The organism is Halorientalis brevis (genome assembly GCF_023077655.1).
In genome coordinates, this window is record NZ_JALLGV010000001.1 from 664,692 (window position 1) to 682,961 (window position 18,270).

20 protein-coding genes are annotated in these 18,270 nt (G+C 66.8%); 14 read left to right on the plus strand and 6 right to left on the minus strand.

Going from position 1 to position 18,270, the window contains the following annotated elements:
• Positions 1–267: 267 nt before the first annotated feature.
• The gene (locus MU553_RS03485) at positions 268–627 is read left to right on the plus strand and encodes a PadR family transcriptional regulator (RefSeq protein ID WP_247375681.1); all 360 of its coding nucleotides are present in this window, start codon (positions 268–270) and stop codon (positions 625–627) included.
• Here the strand turns inward: MU553_RS03485 and MU553_RS03490 are convergent.
• Together MU553_RS03490 and rnhA are read right to left on the minus strand one after the other, a co-directional pair.
• Positions 608–1,243 (minus strand): DUF7108 family protein, encoded by a 636-nt coding sequence (locus MU553_RS03490; RefSeq protein ID WP_247375683.1) that lies wholly within the window; start codon positions 1,241–1,243, stop codon positions 608–610. The two genes, MU553_RS03485 and MU553_RS03490, sit on opposite strands and share 20 nt — an antisense overlap.
• Positions 1,236–1,829 (minus strand): ribonuclease HI, encoded by a 594-nt coding sequence (gene rnhA, locus MU553_RS03495; protein WP_247375685.1) that lies wholly within the window; start codon positions 1,827–1,829, stop codon positions 1,236–1,238. Before rnhA ends, MU553_RS03490 begins: the two co-directional genes overlap by 8 nt.
• Positions 1,830–2,023: 194 nt before the next feature.
• On the opposite strand from rnhA, the gene MU553_RS03500 reads away from it, so the two are divergent.
• The 3 genes from MU553_RS03500 to MU553_RS03510 all read left to right on the plus strand — a co-directional run bounded on the left by MU553_RS03500 (position 2,024) and on the right by MU553_RS03510 (position 4,661).
• Positions 2,024–2,992 (plus strand): transcription initiation factor IIB, encoded by a 969-nt coding sequence (locus tag MU553_RS03500; protein WP_247375687.1) that lies wholly within the window; start codon positions 2,024–2,026, stop codon positions 2,990–2,992.
• 86 nt (positions 2,993–3,078) lie between these two features.
• Positions 3,079–4,338 (plus strand): DNA repair protein NreA, encoded by a 1,260-nt coding sequence (gene nreA, locus MU553_RS03505; protein ID WP_247375689.1) that lies wholly within the window; start codon positions 3,079–3,081, stop codon positions 4,336–4,338.
• Between the two features lie 86 nt (positions 4,339–4,424).
• On the plus strand, positions 4,425–4,661 hold the full coding sequence (locus MU553_RS03510; RefSeq protein ID WP_247375690.1) for a hypothetical protein: 237 nt from the start codon (positions 4,425–4,427) through the stop codon (positions 4,659–4,661).
• On the opposite strand, the gene MU553_RS03515 is transcribed toward MU553_RS03510, so the two are convergent.
• The 4 genes from MU553_RS03515 to MU553_RS03530 all read right to left on the minus strand — a co-directional run bounded on the left by MU553_RS03515 (position 4,637) and on the right by MU553_RS03530 (position 7,142).
• Positions 4,637–5,104 carry a DUF302 domain-containing protein gene (locus MU553_RS03515; protein ID WP_247375692.1) on the minus strand — a complete coding sequence of 156 codons (468 nt, stop codon included), beginning with the start codon at positions 5,102–5,104 and terminating at the stop codon, positions 4,637–4,639. The genes MU553_RS03510 and MU553_RS03515 overlap by 25 nt on opposite strands.
• A gap of 67 nt (positions 5,105–5,171) precedes the next feature.
• Positions 5,172–5,465, minus strand: a complete 294-nt coding sequence (locus tag MU553_RS03520) for a DUF5789 family protein (protein ID WP_247375694.1) — start codon at positions 5,463–5,465, stop codon at positions 5,172–5,174.
• A gap of 51 nt (positions 5,466–5,516) precedes the next feature.
• Positions 5,517–5,870 (minus strand): cupin domain-containing protein, encoded by a 354-nt coding sequence (locus MU553_RS03525; RefSeq protein ID WP_247375695.1) that lies wholly within the window; start codon positions 5,868–5,870, stop codon positions 5,517–5,519.
• Between the two features lie 192 nt (positions 5,871–6,062).
• Entirely contained in the window at positions 6,063–7,142 is a 1,080-nt protein-coding gene (locus MU553_RS03530; protein WP_247375697.1) for a tubulin/FtsZ family protein, read from the minus strand.
• A 79-nt stretch (positions 7,143–7,221) separates the two neighbouring features.
• Between MU553_RS03530 and MU553_RS03535 the strand changes: the two genes are divergently transcribed.
• Genes MU553_RS03535 through MU553_RS03580 form a run of 10 tightly spaced genes read left to right on the plus strand, consistent with a single transcriptional unit; the run spans position 7,222 to position 18,177 of the window.
• Positions 7,222–7,806 (plus strand): DUF7310 family coiled-coil domain-containing protein, encoded by a 585-nt coding sequence (locus tag MU553_RS03535; protein ID WP_247375698.1) that lies wholly within the window; start codon positions 7,222–7,224, stop codon positions 7,804–7,806.
• Positions 7,807–8,295 (plus strand): DUF7311 family protein, encoded by a 489-nt coding sequence (locus MU553_RS03540; RefSeq protein WP_247375700.1) that lies wholly within the window; start codon positions 7,807–7,809, stop codon positions 8,293–8,295.
• A 33-nt stretch (positions 8,296–8,328) separates the two neighbouring features.
• A complete protein-coding gene (locus tag MU553_RS03545; RefSeq protein WP_247375701.1) occupies positions 8,329–10,227 on the plus strand; it encodes an ATPase, T2SS/T4P/T4SS family in 1,899 nt (632 codons plus the stop codon).
• Positions 10,227–11,939, plus strand: a complete 1,713-nt coding sequence (locus MU553_RS03550) for a type II secretion system protein (protein ID WP_247375703.1) — start codon at positions 10,227–10,229, stop codon at positions 11,937–11,939. The genes MU553_RS03545 and MU553_RS03550 overlap by 1 nt, the downstream gene beginning before the upstream one ends.
• 32 nt (positions 11,940–11,971) lie before the next feature.
• The gene (locus MU553_RS03555) at positions 11,972–12,442 is read left to right on the plus strand and encodes a DUF7283 family protein (protein WP_247375705.1); all 471 of its coding nucleotides are present in this window, start codon (positions 11,972–11,974) and stop codon (positions 12,440–12,442) included.
• Entirely contained in the window at positions 12,420–12,812 is a 393-nt protein-coding gene (locus MU553_RS03560) for a DUF7285 family protein (RefSeq protein ID WP_247375706.1), read from the plus strand. Before MU553_RS03555 ends, MU553_RS03560 begins: the two co-directional genes overlap by 23 nt.
• Positions 12,809–13,708: a DUF7284 family protein gene (locus MU553_RS03565; protein ID WP_247375708.1), complete on the plus strand. Its 900-nt coding sequence runs from the start codon at positions 12,809–12,811 to the stop codon at positions 13,706–13,708. Before MU553_RS03560 ends, MU553_RS03565 begins: the two co-directional genes overlap by 4 nt.
• A complete protein-coding gene (locus tag MU553_RS03570) occupies positions 13,705–16,815 on the plus strand; it encodes a DUF7286 family protein (RefSeq protein ID WP_247375710.1) in 3,111 nt (1,036 codons plus the stop codon). The genes MU553_RS03565 and MU553_RS03570 overlap by 4 nt, the downstream gene beginning before the upstream one ends.
• Positions 16,816–16,849: 34 nt before the next feature.
• Entirely contained in the window at positions 16,850–17,278 is a 429-nt protein-coding gene (locus tag MU553_RS03575) for a DUF5791 family protein (RefSeq protein WP_247375712.1), read from the plus strand.
• A 2-nt stretch (positions 17,279–17,280) separates the two neighbouring features.
• The gene (locus MU553_RS03580; protein ID WP_247375713.1) at positions 17,281–18,177 is read left to right on the plus strand and encodes an SDR family oxidoreductase; all 897 of its coding nucleotides are present in this window, start codon (positions 17,281–17,283) and stop codon (positions 18,175–18,177) included.
• Positions 18,178–18,270 lie beyond the last annotated feature (93 nt).

An 18,270-nucleotide genomic window follows, 5' to 3' on the forward strand; every position in this document is an offset into this window, starting at 1 on the left:
CGGAGAAGATCAGAAAACCGCTCAGTTCGCTGGGTGAAAACACCGTCGTCTGCCCACCGAACGTCCGCTTCGACGCCCACCGATCCGCCGTCCGAAACATACATAAAATATCATATACTTAAGCCCAGGTGTTGCGAAACGACGCAGCGAATTGTATTAGTTCCGAGAACACGGGAAAGATTGTATTCCCTGATTTATCGGGCACTATCGTCGGAAACTCGATCTGAGTTAACAAGGGTTAAATATCCTGATGACATTTAGCTAACTATGTCAGAGACACAAACTGTAGAAGCCAATCTGGACGTTGCACGTGAACTTACCGCGTTCCAGCAGAACATCCTCGTCATCCTGAGCGAGGAGCCCCGGTACGGGCTCGCGATCAAGCGAGAGCTCGAATCCTACTACGACTCGGAGGTCAACCACGGCCGGCTCTACCCCAACCTCGACGACCTCGTCGAGATGGGGCTCGTCGAGAAGAGCGAACTCGACAAGCGGACCAACCAGTACGCCCTCACCGAGAAGGGCAAAGAGGCCGTCCTCGATCAGCTCGCGTGGGTGTTCAACAAGTTCGTCACGGAAGACGAGCGAGCCGACGAGCTCGAAGCGCTCATCGAGCAGAGCCGGTAATCGACTCGCCAGTTTCTATCGCGAGTTGCACTGACTGTTCGACGACCGCTCGCTGGTCCTCGGACGGCCACGCGTTCCGCGGAAAGTACTCCGTCAGGAACTCTTCTTTCTCTTCGTCTGTCGCCGACTCGATCGCGCGAGCGTAGTGGTTGCTCATGAACTCGGCGAAGGCCGCCGCGTTCTGGCCGTGAACGTCACCGTGGGTCGCTTCGACCCGGTCGACGACCGCGCGGTTGTGTTCGTCGACGGTCTGCCAGTCGTCCGCCTCGCCCGGGCCCGAGAGCGGCCGTTCGATCCCCCGATCGACGTCCTCGACGCGATCCATCCGAACGAGTCCGTCTTCGAGCCACTCGTCGGGGTGTAACACGAGCACGTCGCGGGAATCGTCTTCGCGGACGCGAGCGCGGTAGTCGTGGTCGTCGAGCAACGACGCCCGACGGTCGCGGTAGGCGTCGGCCTCGCTGTCGTCGACGGCGTCCCGCGCCAGTCGGGTCAGCCGCTCGGCCTCCTCGACGACATCCGGAGGCAGGTCGCCGGTCTCCTCGTCACCCGTTTCCTCGTCCGCTCGGTGGTCGTCCGCACGTTCGTCTGCGGGGTCGCTGTTGGCTTCAGGCATCGTCAAGTGCGTCGTTTGCAAGTTCGTCGGCGCGTTCGTTTATCTCTCGCGGTACGTGCGTAAGCGACCAGTCGTCGAAATCCCTGAGGAGTTCGTGGACGGTCACGCGATACTCGCGAAGGTCGGGGTCGTTCGTGTCGTACTCGCCGCGGACCTGCTTGACGATCAGTTCGGAGTCGCCGCGCAGTTCGAGTGTGTCGAACCCGTAGTCACGGGCGACCCGGAGCGCCTGGACGAGCGCTTCGTACTCGGCCTGGTTGTTGGTCGTCCGCCCGATCGTCTTGTTCCCCTCGGTGACGATGCCGTCACTGGTGACGATGACCCAGCCGATAGCCGCTGGCCCCGGGTTCCCGCGAGACGCACCGTCGAAGTAGACGTGGGCCCGGCCACCGGCGTCACTGAGGATGGCTTCGATGGCTTCGGGGGACTCGCCCTGGACGACGACTTTGTCGTCGTAGGCCACGGCGGTCGCACCCCCGTGGGTCGCCCGCCAGCGTTCGTGGTCCGTGTTCCCGTCCTGGATGTCTACGCCGGCGTCCGCTAACCGCTCGCGGGCTGCTGCAACGTCGCACTCGATGACAGGCATTGGCTGGGGTTGGCCGACGAACCCGCTTATTCTTTCGGTCACGCCGCAGACGCCCGCTGTCCGACGTGAGGGAACGGCGAACCGGACTCAGTCCCACCCGGACCACCGTGGTAACACACCACACGGTTTTGCCCGAACCATAAAGTATTTGTCCAAGAGTTTAAGGTCAGGCGTGGGACTACTATAAAAATGCGATGACACGGTCCACCCGTCAGCGGGAACGTGAGCACGAGGCTGAGACCGAACGAGACCAGGATCAGGAGGGGGTTCGCGTCTGTCCGGAGTGTAACTCGGACAATCTGGTCAAGGACGCCGACCGCGGCGAGTTGATCTGTGACGACTGTGGGCTCGTCGTCGAGGAGGAGAACATCGATCCAGGGCCGGAGTGGCGCGCGTTCAATCACAGCGAGCGCCAGGAGAAGTCCCGCGTCGGGGCGCCGACGACCCAGACGATGCACGACAAGGGACTGACGACCACCATCGACTGGAAGGACAAAGACGCCTACGGGCGGTCGATCTCCTCGAAAAAGCGCAGTCAGATGCATCGGCTCCGGAAGTGGCAAGAGCGCATCCGCACCAAAGACGCCGGCGAGCGCAACCTCCAGTTCGCGCTCTCGGAGATCGACCGCATGGCCTCGGCCCTCGGCGTTCCCCGCGCCGTTCGTGAGGTCGCGTCGGTCATCTACCGCCGCGCGCTCAGCGACGACCTCATCCGCGGTCGCTCCATCGAGGGCGTCGCCACCAGCGCTCTGTACGCCGCCTGCCGAAAGGAAGGCATTCCCCGCAGTTTAGAAGAGATTTCAGATGTCTCGCGCGTCGAGCGCAAGGAAATCGGCCGAACCTACCGGTACATCTCCCAGGAACTGGGTCTGGAGATGGAACCGGTCGATCCCAAGAAGTACGTCCCCCGCTTCTGTTCAGAACTCGATTTGAGCGAGGAAGTACAGACCAAAGCCAACGAGATTATCGATACCACCGCCGAGAAAGGCCTCCTTTCCGGAAAATCGCCGACCGGTTACGCTGCAGCCGCTATTTACGCCGCGTCGTTGCTCTGTAACGAGAAAAAGACCCAGCGGGAAGTCGCCGACGTCGCCCAGGTGACGGAAGTCACCATCCGGAACCGCTATCAGGAACAGATCGAAGCGATGGGCATCCACAGTTAACTACTGGTTTTCGCCCCTCGGTTCTCCATCCGACAGGACGCCGCCAGCGGCAGGTTCATAGGTCGGGACCTCCCAGAACGGGATAGATGCGGCTCGACGACTTCATCGAGGACTTCCAGCGCGACGAGGCCGCCGACCTCCGGCGGTTGGCCGAGGAGAAGTCCTACGCCATCACGGAGTACCTGGACGACGTCGAGCAACAGCTCGACGAGCGCGTCCAGGGCGACGCCATCTTCGGGTCGACCGCGCCCTCGATCTTCGTCGGCCGGTCGAACTATCCAGAGGTGTCGACCGGCCTGCTCTCGCCCGTCGGCGGCCCCGACACCGATCCGACGGACTACGTCACCAGCGGCGAGTGGTACCAGCAGGGGTACTCCATCGACGACGTGTTCCAGCGTCGCACCGGCCTGCTCAACTCCACGCGGTCGGCGAGCGTCGACGTCAACGACGTCTGGGACGGCTTCGTCGGCGTCCAGCGGGAAGTGGCCATCGCCGACGAACCGGTCGACGTGGAGATCGGGCTCACCGACACGCCCGATCTGGACGTCGACCTCGACGACATCGGGGCGCCGCGCGGCCCGCGCGCTCGTGCGAACAACGCGATGCTCGCGGAGAACCCCTCTGTCCCCCGGGCCGTCGAGAAGACGCTCGAAGACGACGACTGGCAGGCCCAGGGCGCGATGACGTACCTCTACCGCCGTGGCTTCGACGTCTACGAGATTAACACCATCCTCTCGGCAGGTGCACTGGGACAGGGTGAGAACCGCCGGCTCGTCCCGACACGCTGGTCGATCACCGCCGTCGACGACACCGTCGGCCAGTACCTCCGCGGGACCATCCGAAACGCCCCCAGCATCGACCAGACCGAAGTCCGGGTCAACGAGTACATGGGCAACACCTACTGGGTCATCATGGCCCCGGGCAACTGGGAGTTCGAGCTGGTCGAACTGAAAGCGCCGGGGAGCATCTGGAACCCCGACCCCGACGGCGAGATGTACATGGCCGCCGACAGCGAGGGGTACGAAGGTCGCACCGAGTACGTCGACGAGACCTCCGGCGCGTACTACGCCTCGCGCCTGGGCGTCCTCGAACACCTCCAGGACCGAGGGCGGCAGGCCAAGTGTCTGGTCGTCCGCTATGCCTCCCCCGAGTACTGGGCACCGGTCGGCGTCTGGCAGATCCGCGAGGGCATCCGCGCCGCCTTCGAGCAGGACGAGATGGGCGAGGCCGAAACGTTCCACGACGCCGTCCGCGAACTCGCCCCGCACCTCCCGGTGTCGCTGGCCACGCTCCGCCGGAAATCCAATATGGTGTCCGGGATTCAGGCGCAACTCGGCGACTTCTAAACGCGGCAAAAGCGGACTAGGTGGAGAACTCGCATCCCGATGTCGGGTCGGCGGGCATTTATCCCCGACCTCCCTCATTCACTGCTATGATAGTCCCCCTCCAACTCGGCGTGCTGGGTGGTCCAGAGCTCCTCGTCATCTTACTCGTCGCCGTGATCCTCCTCGGCGTCCCGCTGCTGGTGCTCCTGGGGGTTGCGAGCGGGCTCTCGCTGCTCGGCGCTGACGAGGAAGAAATCGAGGAACTACAGCGCCGCGTCGCCGAGTTGGAAGCCCAGATCGCGGAAAAGAACGCGCAGCGTTACGAAGACGACGAACGAGAGTAAGCCGAGTCGAGGTTCGCGAACGCTTCTTCGACGTACTCGCCAGTCGTGTCGATGATGTCCTGCCACTCCTCGTCGTCCTCGGCCATCCCGAGCAGACGGGCGATCTTCATGATCGAGACGTGGTACACGCGCTGGCGGCCGGGTTCTTCTTCCCAGACGACGACGTTACACGGCATCAGCCCGCCGATTCCGATGCACTGGTCGAGCGCTCGATTGGCGACCTCGGGATTGCACGCACCGAGCACGTAGTAAGGGTCGCGGTCGGCGTCGATCTTCTCGGCGAGCATGTCCGAAACCGAGAACTCGACGGCCACGCCGAAGCCGGCGTCTTTGAACACTTCGCGCGTGTGTTCGATGGCCTCCTCGTGGTCCATCTCCAGAATTGCCTGATTCTCACCGTAATCGTCGGGATCGAGTTCCGCGGGGTCGATTGGAAGCGTCATTCAGGAGTCGTTACTCCACCCGGGGAGAAAAAGCCTGCTACAGAAGTGTCTGCTGGCTACAATACCCCTACTCGTTCGTCGGGATCGGACCGGTGCCGATGACGTCCTCGACGGCGTCCTCGAACTCCTGGCGCTTCTCGAAGTACGTCAGGTCGACCTCCTCGAGGACGTCTTTGAGTTTCCGCGGGCCCTCGGGCGTCCGGATGACGGTCTCGCCCTCGCGGCGGCGCACGTCGCTTTTCTCGATGCCCCACATCAGGCGGGCGGACACTCGCGCGAGGGGTGCGCCCTCGACGGGTTCGCCGTCACCGAGTTCGACGGCAGGTCCTTCCTCCTCATCGGATTCCTCGTCGTCAGCCATACGCGAGCGTTCTCGGGGCCGCTGATTAGTTGTTTCGAAGCGGGAGAGCCACTACTGCTCCCAGACCGTGTCGTCGTCGGTCAGGTTGACTTTGAACACCAGAATCCGGAACGCCTGGTCCGAGTCGTTGCGGACCTCGTGGACGTCGCCCGGCTCGCAGATGATGACGTCGCCCTCCGCCGGCGTGACATCTGTCTCGTCGATCGTGAGCGAGCCGCCCGCCTGGAGGACGTAGAACACTTCTTCGGTCTCACGGTGAAAGTGCGGTTCGACGTGTTCGCCCGGCGGAATCTCGACCACTTGCAGGAGGTTTCCGCCGTCGAATCCGATGTCCTCCTCCGTCGCGAGGATCTGTTTGCGGTAACTGTCCCGTTCTTTCCAGTCCGAGGGGTCCGGCTGTTTCATCACGAATGGGTTCCCGGACGAGGCGTTTGAATGTTCGCTCTACCACGAGCATCCGCGCGAGGCGAAGCCGAGCGCGGTTCACTCGGCGCGAGTGTAACGAGGGCCGAGCAGTTTTTAGCCCAGGTTTTTGCGTCGGGGGGTACCCGCAGCGAGCGGAGCGAGCGAGGATACCCCCCGACGTAAAAAAGTGGTTTAGAAGAGATCGTCCAGGTCGTCGTTCTCGAAGGCAGTGGCGGCGTCCTCGCCGGACTGCTGGCGCTGCTCCTCTGCTTCCCGGGCGCGATCCATGAACTCGGTGATGCGCTGGGAGCGCTCGACGCCACCCAGCAGAACGAGCGTGGCGATGCGGCCGCTGTTGAGCGGGAAGTCGCCGCCGCGGACTTCCAGACTGCCGGTCTCCTCTTCGAGCCACTTGCGGGCGCGCTCGACGCCTTTGCGCGCGATGCGGTCGGGGTGGCCGGCGACGATGAGGAGGGCTTTGTCGGCCTCGACGGCCTGGGGAAGGCTGGTGCCGGTCAGGAGGGCTTTGCGGGTCGCGGAGGTGATGACGTTGATGTTCTCCTCTGGGTCCTCGTCAGCCTTCGCGGAGGCGTAGCCCAGTGAGGCGACGCCGCCGCCTTTGAGCGTGTTGATGATCTCGCTGGAGTCGACGACGGACTCGCCGACGCCGTCGATGACCTCGCCGGCCGCGAGCAGGAGGCCGATGCGCTCGGCGATCCGCTCGTTGATCTGGTCGAATCCCTCCTCTAAGCTCTCGCCGGAGGACTTCCAGGCGTCGTTGTCGATGAGGAGGACGGAGTCGGACTCGCGGGAGAACGTCTTGAGCGAGCGGCCGGCGTTCGCCTGGTAGATACCTCCCTCGTCACGGCCCGGGAGGACGCCGATGCCGTAGACGGGGATCTCGTAGATGCGCTGGAGTTTCCGGGTGAGCATGGGCGCACCTCCGCTGCCCGTACCGCCGCCGAGACCGGCGACGACGAAGATGGCGTCGGCCTTGCTGGTGACGCGGCCGTCGAGTTCGTCCATCACCTCGGTGGCCTCGTCTTGCATGATCTCCGCGCCGAGTTCGTTGTCGCCGCCGACGCCGTGACCCTTCACCCGGTCCTGTCCGATGAGCATCGTGTCGATGTCGAGACTCTGCAGGTCAGTACGGGCGGTGTTGACCGCGAACGCGCCTTTGACCGCCTCGAAGCCGCGTTCGTAGTCGAACTCCGCCAGTGCCTGCGTAATCTTCCCACCTGCTTGACCGACACCAATCAGGACGACTTTCATACCGGGATAGTGGTAGTACCGACTATTTAACGTTGGGTGGACCGAACCTTCTTATCCGAAACCGCGGCCAGCGCCCCGTATGCCGGATACGGAGACACTGGACGAACGACTCCAGGCAGTTGAACGAACACTGACGGGTTCGGACCACGACCTCGCTGGGCTGGCCGACGCCGCCGACCTCGCAACCCGCCTCGAGAACTGCGAGGCACGTCTCGACGACGTCGAGTCCCAACTCACCGAGCTGGAAGCCAGCATGCAGGCCGTCCGCGGGTACGTCGGGAACGTCCGTGCGGTCGAACAGGACGTCGAACAGCGCGCCGACGCCGCGCTCGCGAAAGTCGAACGACTCGAACGGCGACTCGACGAGGAGACGGGTGCGAGAACCGCGACAGACCAGACCCAGGCCGATCGTTTGAAGCCGGACCAACGGAATCGCCAGCACGGCGCCGAACAGTCTGTCGGCGGCCGACGTGGGTCGAACGACGCGCCACGGTGGACGACCGAACGCACCTGCGACGCTGCAGAGACGGAACCACGGGAATCCCGAGTATCGCGGCAGCAACCGACCGGGCGACGGGACGGTACTGACGCGGACACGGACGCGGACACGGACGCGGACGGCGACGACGGCGGCTTCCTGTCGGGACTGACCGGGTCGCTGTGAATGCTCCGGGTCGTCGTGGCCGTCACGCTCTCGGTCGCGCTGTTGACAGTCACCCTCCCTGCGCTGGAAACGGCGAGACGCGACCGCAGTGACCGACGCGTCACTGCGGAACTCGACAGACTCGCAGCTGCGATCCAGGACGTCTACGCACGCGAGGCTGCCGTCAGTCCCGACGCGACGGGCGCACAGCGCATCGTCGCAGTTCGAATCCCGACGCGGTCCTGGACCGGCGCGGCGGTCGAGTACGTCGCCATCGGTGCCCATCCGGAGCGCGCGGAGGTCGACGAGCGCAACGAGACGACGTTCGGCTGGCAGGTCAGCGGCGCCCGGTCGCGGACCCGGCGACTCGCGGACGTGCCGGTGGAAGCCGCGACACCGGGCGACGGTGACTCACCGCTGGTCATCCGGGAGCCCGGACGCCACCGGCTGGCGCTCTCGCTGGTCGTCCGAGACGGGCAGCGAACCGTCGTCGTCCGGCGGGTGGACTGAATTTTAAATCGGAGTACGGGACGAGCCACGCCCATGCGAGCACTCTTCGAGCGCGTCAGGGGGAGTGAAACCGCCGCCGACTGCCGGTGTGAACCCACCTTCGAGGGAGACCGCCTGGTGGTCGACGCCACGGACTGTCCCGGCGACGGTCACCTGGCAACGGCTCCAGACTGTCGAGCGACGGTCATCGAACGGCTGCGAGAGCGGGACGTGGAGACGGTTACCACACGGTCGGCAGGTATGGAGCGGGCGTACGAACGCGACGCAGCCGCACTGCTGGTCGCTGCGGGTCGGTTCGCGGACGCAGTTGCGTTCCGCGACGAGGCGCTCGCGGCCCGCGCCGGCCGTGACCCACTCGGAGCCGCGAGGGAAGCCACGGGGCGTGCCGGTCCCATCGCAGACGTGGCCGCCGAGACCGGATTCGCCGAACTGGCCGCCCGTGCAGCGGAGTACGAAACTGCGCTGTCGCCGTCCGTCGGCCCTGTCATCAGCCGGGCGCGGATCGACGTCAGACCACCGACTGACGCCCGGTTCGAGTCCCGACGTGAACTCGATACCGGCGCCGTCGTCCGCATCTACGAGCAGCCAGACAGAGAGCGGCGACTCTACCACCTCGAACCGGTCGAGCACGACCTGGATGCGACGGACACCCGGACGCTGTCGGCGGCCTACGACCGACTCGCCAGCGGGGCAGTTACCGGTGGGACGCGGGCGCCGGCGCGAGCCGTCCGTCGGGTCGCGGGCGACGGCGAGCAGGTCCGGACGCTAGAGCGTGTGCTGCGGAAGCACACCCGCGGCTACGGGATTCTGGCGGATCTGTTCGCGGACGAGCGCGTCTCGGACGTGTTCGCGACGGCACCGACGGCGACGAATCGGCTGCGGGCACGGGTCGACAGCGAGATGATGCGGACGAACGTCCGGCTGACGACCGACGGCGTCGAAGCGCTGGCCTCCCGGTTCCGGCGCGAGAACGGCCGCGCGTTCTCGCGGGCGAGTCCCGTCTTGGACGCGACGGCGACGGTCGACGACCGCCGCGTCCGGGTCGCCGGCGTGACCGATCCGGTCAGCGAGGGGATCGCCTTCGCGTTCCGAGCCCACGACCGGGACGCCTGGACGCTCCCGGCGCTCGTCGCCAACGGCACGCTCCCGGCCGCAGCCGCAGCGTTCCTGTCGCTGGCGGTCGAGCGCGACGCGGCGACGCTGCTGGCTGGAACCCGCGGAGCCGGAAAGACGACGTTACTGGGGGCGCTTCTCTGGGAACTCCCGGCCCAGACGCGAACGGTAGTCATCGAGGACACGCCGGAACTGCCCGTCGAACACCTCCAGGCGGTCGACCGAGACGTGCAACGTCTGCAGACTGCGAGCGCCGACGATGGCACCGGCATCTCGCCGACCGACGCACTCAGAACGGCACTGCGATTGGGAGAGGGTGCGCTCGCCCTCGGCGAGGTTCGGGGCGAGGAGGCCGCCGTCCTCTACGAGGCGATGCGCGTCGGGGCGAGCGGGAGCGCCGTCCTCGGGACCATCCACGGCGACGGTGGCCAAGACGTCCGGGAGCGCGTGGTCTCGGACCTGGACGTGCCGGCCTCGTCGTTCGCCGCGACGGACCTGCTGGTGACCTGTGAGCCGTACCCGTCGCCCGAGGGTCGTGCCCGTCGGGTGAAAGCCATCGAGGAAGTCACGTTCGGGGCCGGGGAGATTCGCTTTCACTCGCTGTTCGAACTCGACGACGGCGAACTCGTTCCGACCGGACGGATCGCCCGCGGGAACAGCCGCCTGGTCGAGCGCTTCGCTCACTCCGGCGAGCAGTACGCGGCGGTCCGCGAGCACCTCGACGAGCGGGCGTCGTGGCTGTCGACGCTCGCCACGGCAGACCGGACCGAGCCGGAAGCGGTCTGTACCGCCCACGCGCGGCGTCGGGAGGGACCTTGATGCATCCCGTCGAGCGGGCTGTCGCAGGCCTGGCACGGCTCTACCCGTGGCCGGTCGAAACGAGCGAGGAACTGGACCGTGCGCTGGGATTTCTCGGGACGACAGTGACACCAGCGACCGTGGTTCGTGCCGGATACGGAACAGCCGTGCTCTGCATTCCGCTCGTCGTCGTCGGCGTCGTCCTGTCTCCGGCGTGGCTCCGCCCGCTCGCGGGAGTGGCTGGCCTAGCGACGCTGGTCGGACTGATCCACGTCGTACACACGGTCCCGAAAATACTGGCGACGGCGCGGCGCACGCGGGCACTCGGCGAGGCACCCGCGCTGGTCAGTCGGGCCGTCCTTCGGATGCGGATCACGCCGGCCACGGAGGCAGCGGCGGGCTTCGCTGCCGAGACCGGTCAGGGGCCGCTCGCAGCGAGTCTCCGCGAGCACGTCCGCCGTGCGGCTGGCACGCCAAGTTCTGGACTCGCTGATTTCACGACGGAGTGGAACGAGTGGTTTCCCGCACTCCGGCGGGCGCTCCTGCTGGTCGAGGCCGCTGGGACGGCACCGGCCGGAGAGCGCGAGCGAACGCTCGATCGGGGGATCGACGCGGTGCTCGACGGTGCTCGCGACGAGATGGGCGCGTTCGCCGCCAGTCTCCAGGGGCCGGCGGCCGCGCTGTACGCGTTCGGCGTCCTCCTCCCGCTCGCGCTCGTCGCGCTCCTCCCCGCTGTCGGAATGACTGGCGTCTCGGTGCCCGTCGCTGCGATCGTGCTCGTCTACGACCTCCTGTTGCCGGGCGTCCTGCTCGCAGCGAGCGCCTGGTTGCTCGTCCGACGACCCGTGACGTTTCCGCCGCCGCGCATCAGTCGGTCACATCCGGCCCTCCCGGACCGCCGGTGGCCGCCCGTCGTCGCTGGCATAGCGGCTGCAGCCGCGAGCGGTTCGCTCGTACCGACTGTGCTCGGCGACTGGACCGGGCCGCTCGCAGCCGTCGGCTGTGGCGTGAGCGTGACGCTGATCGGCCACTATCGACCCGTCAAAGCGATCCGCGACCGGGTGACGGCCGTCGAGGACGGTCTGGCCGACGCGCTGTATCACGTCGGTCGTCGCGTCGAGGAGGGACAGGCCGTCGAGACCGCCATCGCAGCAGCCGCCGAGGAGGTGAGCGACGCGACCGGGGAGGTGTTCGCCGACGCTGCACACCGACAACGGCAGTTGAAGGTCAGCGTCCGCGAGGCGTTCCTCGGCGAGTTCGGCGCACTGGCCACGCTCCCGAGCACCCGCGGACGGAGCACAGCGACACTCCTCGCACTCGCTGCCCGTGAAGGGAAACCCGCTGGCGGTGCGATCGTCGCGATGGCCGACCATCTCGAAGAGTTGGCTACAGTCGAGCGCGACGCGCGCCATCGCATCGGACAGGTGACGAGCACGCTCGCGAATACGGCAGCGATCTTCGCCCCGCTGGTCGCCGGCGCGACCGTGGCGCTGGCCGACGGTATGACGATGGACGGCGCGGGGACGATGGCGGCCAGCGGCCCCGGAACGGCAGGTCTCGGGCTGTCGGTCGGGATCTACGTGCTCGTGCTCGCCGCTTTGCTCACGACGCTCGCCACCGGACTCTCGCGGGGACTCGACCGCGCACTCGTCGGGTATCGCGTCGGCTGGGCGGTCCTCGCTGCGACGGCAACGTATCTCGCGTCGTTCTCCGCGACCGGTTTGCTCCTCTAAGTTTAAATCCGGAAACGCAGCCAGGCCCGCCCATGTTCGACGCACCGGCAGACACATGGTATCTCTGGCTCGGCGTCGCGACGACGAGCGTCCTGGCGCTCGGGGTCGCAGTCGCCCTTCCGTCGACGCCACCACCGGATGCGACGGCGGCCGCGAACACGATCGACGCCGTCGCGACGAGCCCACACGAAGCGACCGGCGAGCACGCACTGGACGCACGACAGTTCAAACTCGGCCCGCACAGGGTTGCCCTCCGCAACGACGCCGGGACCGCACACGCAGACGTCGCGTACGGACCCGTCACTCCGGTTCGTGAGGGATCGCCGCTGGCGTCCGTCCTCACCGGAACGCCGCCCGAGCGTACGTTTACGAACCAATCGGGGTTCCGGAAAGCGGCGAGACGCGCTCGCAACCAGTCCCAGCGGTGGGAACGGGTCGAGAGGAGCCTGCTCGTTCGCCGCGTCACCTGGGGGGACGTCGATGTCACACTCGTCGGAGCGTAGGGCCCAGGTCGAGCCGCTGGCGGCCATCGTCGCGGTGTTCGCGGTTGGTGCCGGCCTCACCATCTATGCGGGCGTGCTCGACGACGAACTTCCCGGGCAGGACCGGCAGCACGTCGCCGGCCCGACCGCCGACCGACTGACGGCAGCGATCCAGCACGGCGGCGTCGTCGAGCCGGGGAGGCTGTCACGTCGTTCCACGGCGGCTCCTGACGGGTACACGCTGAACGCGACGGTGAGTACGGCAACGTCCCGCTGGCACGCCGGCCCGACGCCGCCGGCACGGGCACAGACTGCGCGCGAACAGGTGAGCGTCCGCGTTGCACCGGGGCGGGTCCGGCCCGGCCGACTCACCGTACGGGTGTGGCGATGACCGGATCCAGAGCGACGAGTACGGTTCTGGACGCGGCACTGTTCCTCCTGCTCGTCGGCGCAGCCGTCGCGACGCTGACGGTCCCGACGGGATCGCTCCCGAGTGCAGACGCGGACGCAGCCGACGAGATGGCCGACGTGCTGGCGACCAGTACGGCCGACGTTCGCTACTCGCTGGCACCGGGCGCTCGGTGCGCCACGTCGGCAGTCCTCGCGTTTCCCCGAACCAGCGGCCCGCAGTTCGAGCGGACCGCTCACGGGACCCTCGCTGGCCATCTGGCGTCGGCTGCCCTCGGCAATCTCACCGTCGACGGGGTGCAGGTAACTCATACCAGGGACGACTACGAACGCGCAGTCGCGAACGCGACCCGGAACGCGACGCGACGGCGCGTTCACCTGACCCACGTTCGGGCAGTCTGGAAGCCGTACGACGACGCGCCACTCAGTGGCGAGGTGAGCGTCGGGCCTACACCGCCAGCGTCGGCCGCTGTGCACGCAGCCACTCTGACCGTGGCGAGCGGGCTGCCCGCCACCCGGTCCGAGGCGCGGGCGGCAGCGAACACCAGTGGTAACATGAGTGCCGTGGGAGACGTGGTCGCGAAGAACGTCGTCACGGGGCTGTTCCCGCCGGACGCGACGCGAGCGGCACTGCTCGGCGACTACCCCGTCGCACAACTCGTCACGTATCGGTACGAGCGGGTTGGTCGACTCGTCGGGACCAACGTGACGACCCGCGCGCGGGCGAACGACGCCACCGGCGCGAACGAGCGGCTGGCCGACAGTCTCGGCCGCAAACTGACGGCCGACATGCGGTCTCGCTTCGAGTCAGCCGACGCCGCAGCCGCGAACGTCAGCGTCGACACCGTTCGCCTCACCGTCAGGACGTGGTCACCGTGAGACTGTGCGACGACGAGCGTGGCCGGGTGCCGTTCGCACTCGTCGGGGTGGTCCTCCTGCTCGCCAGCGCGACGCTGACTGTCGGATTCCAGCCCGAGCAACCGACTCCGGAACCAGCCGTCGACGTGGTGATGGACCGGGCGACGGCGGCCACGAGCACGGAACTACGGACGGCCGTCGTGACGGCTAGTGCGGAAGCCGCCAGACAGCCAGTCCTCACCCGCTCGAACGCGGCTGCAGGTCGCGTTCTCGACGAGGACGACACGTTCCGGGACTGGCTTCGAATCCGCGTGTACCTCCGAGCGCGCGAGCGACTCACCAATCACCGGATCGAACAACACGGCGTTACCGCGACCGCCTCGCTGCCGTCGACGCCGAACGCGAGTGCGCTCCGGGCGGCCAAACGACGCGTCCACGTCGAGACGGTCGGTGGCAACGCGACGAAACTGCGGGTCCGCATCGAGAACGTCACCATCACCGCTCGACGCGGGAACCGGACCGTCGGGCGAAAGCGCGTCAGTCCGACGGTCACGGTCCGGACGCCGGTGCTGGCACTCCGCGAGCAGGTTAGACAGTTCGAGGCGCGACTCGATCGAGAGGTCGACGAACCGGGACTCGCCCAGCGACTGACCGGTCGGCTCTGGGCGCTGACCTGGGCGCGGGGGTACGCACAGTACGCCAGCGGTGGGCAGGCGATCACGAACGTCCTGGCGAACCGCCACGTCGAACTGCTGACCAACGGTGCGATCCTCCGTGAGCAGCGGGCGCTGTTCAATCGGAGCGACGCCGCGGGCCGCCGAGCCGTACGCGACGCCATGGCGTCAGTGAGCTTCAGGGACCTGCTCGCGGAGTCGCCGGTGGAAACGCGGTGGGTCGACGCAGTGTTTCCGCCGACGCCGCCGGGCGCGAACGTCCCCCAGCGAATCGCGCGGTACTCCCGGTCGAGCAGCGCACCGCGACCGGACGAGCCGTTGCGCGTCAGCGTCGACGGAACCGCAGACCGGGCGTTCGCCAACGCCGCCGACAGCTCGAATCTCACCCAGGTGCTCCAGTCCGTGTACAACGCCGAAGCGAAGGTCGTCGCGGAGATCGACCGCGGCGAGCGACGGCTCGCGTCCTGTCGCTCGGCCAGACCGAGCGGCGGCTACTACCTGGTGAGTAATTCGACCACGGCGAGGATCAACGAGACGGATTCGTTCGAGCCGGTCGATCCCCCGACGCCGGGATCGAGTTGGCACCCCATCGAGGCGGCCGGCCGAGCGTTCACGCTGACGGTGACGCGCACCTGCACCTGGCGGGACGGCCGGACGATCGAGACCAGGACGAACACGGAGACCGACCGCTACCGCGTCGAACTCTCGCTGGTGGGTCGCCACGGACACAGTTGGTACGCTCCGGACCGGCCCACCGTCTCCTACGAGAAAGGCGGTCGGTTCGAGGGGCTGAATCTCGGACAGCTCCACGGCCAGGCCGAAACACAGGCCGTCGAGAACAACGGCGGCTGGGAGACGCTGGCGAAACGGGCTGCGACCGGGGACCTCGACGTGACGCGGTCCGTCGACGCTGACCTCCCCGACGGACTGCGACAGCGGGCGCTGGCCGACCTCGTTGCCCTCAGAAACGAGCTCAGGAACGTCTCGGTAACCGTCGAGCGGGGTCGCGCCGGCGTCTACCAGGCGAATCCGGCGGGGAAGCTCCGGCGGAAACTTCGCAGAGAGCGAGGCACACTGCTCGACGTGCCGAGCGAGTACCAGACCGTCGGAGGGAAAGCGCGCGTCGCCGCCCGACGTGCGTACCTCTGGGAAGTGAGACAGCTGCTCGAAAACCGACGGGAGCAGCGAGCCCAGCGCGGACGCAACCTCGAATCACTTCTGCAGACGGTGAGCGGAGTAAACGACGTACTGACGAAAGCGCTCGCCCACCGACGCGGCGTGCAGCACGGGACACGAGCGGCCGACGGGCTTCGAGTCACTGCCGTCGACGGGTCACCGCCGTACCTGACGACGAAGTCGGTCGGATCGACGTACGTCGAATCCCTGCCCGAGGGGAGAAAGATCCATCCGGCAGCCGCCCGGAACTGGAACGTCTTCACGATTCCGCACGGCGACGCGACGGACGCCTTCCTCAGCAACCTCGGCCTCGGCACGGACGTTCGGTTCAGAGTTGCCGCGCGAACGCTCGCAGGTCTCGAAGCGACCCGGACGGTGATCGACGACGAGAAACTCGATCACAACCTGTCGACGCAGCAATCGAGGCTGCGGCCGACAGTCAGGCGGAAGTTGCGGCACATCGAGCGAACGTACCTCAGCAAAGCGCTCGAGCGCGCAAACGTCGGCACTGACCGGGCAGACCGGCTGGCCGTCATCGAAGAGGGACTGTCGACGTGGGACGCGACAGGGGCGCGGGCACTCGCCGTGACCAACGGGTCGGCAGTTGCCAGGATCACGGACGCTGCGGTCGACGGCAACGCGACCAAGCGCGCGTTCGTCAGTGCAGCCCTGCAGACGCAGTTGCGGCAGGCGGGCGCGGCGAGAGACACCCGAGTGCCACGCGAGAAAGTGAACAAAGCTTCTTCGCTGTTGCAACAGGAGATCGCGGCGAATCTGAGCGAACGTCTCAGAGCGCAACTGGACGCGAAGGCGAATCAGGTAGCCGACCGCATCGAGAATCGAATCGGCCGTTCGGTAAACAGAGTCCCGGCCGGCATGGCGATCGCGCCCGTCGGGCCGGCGTGGTGGGCGACGACGAACGTCTGGTACGTCGAAATCAAGGGCGGCTACGACCGGTTCGCAGTCCGAGCGCGCACCGGCGGTGCCGACAGCCCCGGACACTCGGTCACCTACGTCAGGGACGGGTCGAGTGTGCGACTCGATTACGACGAGGACGGGACCAGCGAGCCGTTCGGTCGCGCCGAGCGACTCTCCTTTACCGCTCGGACGGCGGTCGCCATTCTCGTCCCACCCGGGTCACAGGGCGTCGGCGACAAAGGCGGCAACATGGACGAGCGATCAGCGGGGTGGGCCGACTGGGAGAGTGTCACCACAGAGCAACCAGACGACACTGGTCGACCAGTCCCGGACGGATGGCCGACCCGAGAGTCAGAGTAACAGAGATTAGTACCGGGATACCATATCGGCGAGCATGCTCAGAGACGAGTTCGAGACGCCGGGCGAGCGCGACCCAGAGGAGTTGCAGACGGCGTACGAACAGGAACTCGCCGAGACGGTCGAGACGCAGGGAATCGACGCCGTGGCCGAGGCGACGGGCGTCGACGAGTCGACGCTCGAAGCTCTCGTCGACGGAGAGTCGCCCGAACTCACGCTGGAGGACGCAGCTGGGATCCTCGCGACGGACCCCGACCGGCCGGACGCAGATTTCATCCTCGCCGACGCGCGCGACATCCTGTTGATGGGGATGAGTACCGCCGTCCTCGACGTCGAAGCCATCCAGTCGGGCATCGACGGCCAGCTGGAAGCCAAGGAGATCCAGCAGAAGGTCGAAGGCCGCTATCCGATCACACTGGGCGAGTACGCCGTGCTCCACCAGTTCATCGAGAGCGAGAAGCGATAGCCATGCGAGTCGTCATCCTCGGCTGTGGATACGTCGGCCTCGAACTCGGGCGACAGCTGAACGACGACCACGAGGTCGTGGGCGTCCGCCGCTCAGCAGACGGCATCGCGGCCATCGAAGCCGCCGGGTTCGAGGCAGTACAGGCGGACGTCACCGATCCGGACGACCTCCAGTCGGTCCCGGACGCCGACGCCGTCGTCTTCGCGGCCAGCTCAGGCGGTCGCGGCGCGGACGCGGCCCGCGAGGTCTACGTCGAGGGACTGCGCACTGCCATCGAGCAGTTCGGCAGTCGGGCCGACCCGCCGGAACGACTTGTCTACACCTCCAGTACCGGGGTCTACGGGGATCACGACGGTAACTGGGTCGACGAGGGGACGGCTATCGATCCGACGACGGAGAAAACGAAGGTGCTGGCTGAAGCCGAACGCGTCGCCCGCGAAGTCGCTGCCGACCACGGCATCGACGGAACTGTCGCCCGCTTTGCCGGCCTGTACGGCCCCGATCGCTATCGGCTGACCCGCTACGTCGAGGGCCCGGTCACGGAGGGATACCTGAACATGGTCCACCGCGACGACGCCGCAGGGGCCGTGCGCTTCCTGTTGGAAGCAGACCTCGCGCGCGACGAGACCGTCCTCGTCGTCGACGACGAGCCGGTCTCGAAGTGGGCGTTCGCCGACTGGCTCGCCGACGAGTGTGGTGCCCCGGAGCCGCCGAAGCGGACGAAAGCCGAGCGACTGGCCGACGACGACCTCTCGGAACCAGCCCGTCGGCGCATCCAGACGAGCAAACGCTGCTCGAACGAGCGGCTCCGGGACCTCGGATACGAGTTGCGCTATCCGACCTACAAACAGGGGTATCGGGCGGCGATCGAGGCCTATCGTTCGGGGTCGGGCGAGTAACACTACGTCGTAGCGGATCTGAAACGGCCAGTCTCCCAAGATTGACAGATATCGGAGAGATGGGGTACATTCTTATTTCTCCGGGACGACAGC

What these genes read in the sequence shown, in the direction of transcription:
- MU553_RS03485 (WP_247375681.1), top strand. Translation starts at nt 268, where the DNA reads ATGTCAGAGACACAAACTGTAGAAGCCAATCTGGACGTTGCACGTGAA.
- MU553_RS03490 (WP_247375683.1), bottom strand. Translation starts at nt 1,243, where the DNA reads ATGCCTGAAGCCAACAGCGACCCCGCAGACGAACGTGCGGACGACCAC.
- rnhA (WP_247375685.1), bottom strand. Translation starts at nt 1,829, where the DNA reads ATGCCTGTCATCGAGTGCGACGTTGCAGCAGCCCGCGAGCGGTTAGCG.
- MU553_RS03500 (WP_247375687.1), top strand. Translation starts at nt 2,024, where the DNA reads ATGACACGGTCCACCCGTCAGCGGGAACGTGAGCACGAGGCTGAGACC.
- nreA (WP_247375689.1), top strand. Translation starts at nt 3,079, where the DNA reads ATGCGGCTCGACGACTTCATCGAGGACTTCCAGCGCGACGAGGCCGCC.
- MU553_RS03510 (WP_247375690.1), top strand. Translation starts at nt 4,425, where the DNA reads ATGATAGTCCCCCTCCAACTCGGCGTGCTGGGTGGTCCAGAGCTCCTC.
- MU553_RS03515 (WP_247375692.1), bottom strand. Translation starts at nt 5,104, where the DNA reads ATGACGCTTCCAATCGACCCCGCGGAACTCGATCCCGACGATTACGGT.
- MU553_RS03520 (WP_247375694.1), bottom strand. Translation starts at nt 5,465, where the DNA reads ATGGCTGACGACGAGGAATCCGATGAGGAGGAAGGACCTGCCGTCGAA.
- MU553_RS03525 (WP_247375695.1), bottom strand. Translation starts at nt 5,870, where the DNA reads ATGAAACAGCCGGACCCCTCGGACTGGAAAGAACGGGACAGTTACCGC.
- MU553_RS03530 (WP_247375697.1), bottom strand. Translation starts at nt 7,142, where the DNA reads ATGAAAGTCGTCCTGATTGGTGTCGGTCAAGCAGGTGGGAAGATTACG.
- MU553_RS03535 (WP_247375698.1), top strand. Translation starts at nt 7,222, where the DNA reads ATGCCGGATACGGAGACACTGGACGAACGACTCCAGGCAGTTGAACGA.
- MU553_RS03540 (WP_247375700.1), top strand. Translation starts at nt 7,807, where the DNA reads ATGCTCCGGGTCGTCGTGGCCGTCACGCTCTCGGTCGCGCTGTTGACA.
- MU553_RS03545 (WP_247375701.1), top strand. Translation starts at nt 8,329, where the DNA reads ATGCGAGCACTCTTCGAGCGCGTCAGGGGGAGTGAAACCGCCGCCGAC.
- MU553_RS03550 (WP_247375703.1), top strand. Translation starts at nt 10,227, where the DNA reads ATGCATCCCGTCGAGCGGGCTGTCGCAGGCCTGGCACGGCTCTACCCG.
- MU553_RS03555 (WP_247375705.1), top strand. Translation starts at nt 11,972, where the DNA reads ATGTTCGACGCACCGGCAGACACATGGTATCTCTGGCTCGGCGTCGCG.
- MU553_RS03560 (WP_247375706.1), top strand. Translation starts at nt 12,420, where the DNA reads ATGTCACACTCGTCGGAGCGTAGGGCCCAGGTCGAGCCGCTGGCGGCC.
- MU553_RS03565 (WP_247375708.1), top strand. Translation starts at nt 12,809, where the DNA reads ATGACCGGATCCAGAGCGACGAGTACGGTTCTGGACGCGGCACTGTTC.
- MU553_RS03575 (WP_247375712.1), top strand. Translation starts at nt 16,850, where the DNA reads ATGCTCAGAGACGAGTTCGAGACGCCGGGCGAGCGCGACCCAGAGGAG.
- MU553_RS03580 (WP_247375713.1), top strand. Translation starts at nt 17,281, where the DNA reads ATGCGAGTCGTCATCCTCGGCTGTGGATACGTCGGCCTCGAACTCGGG.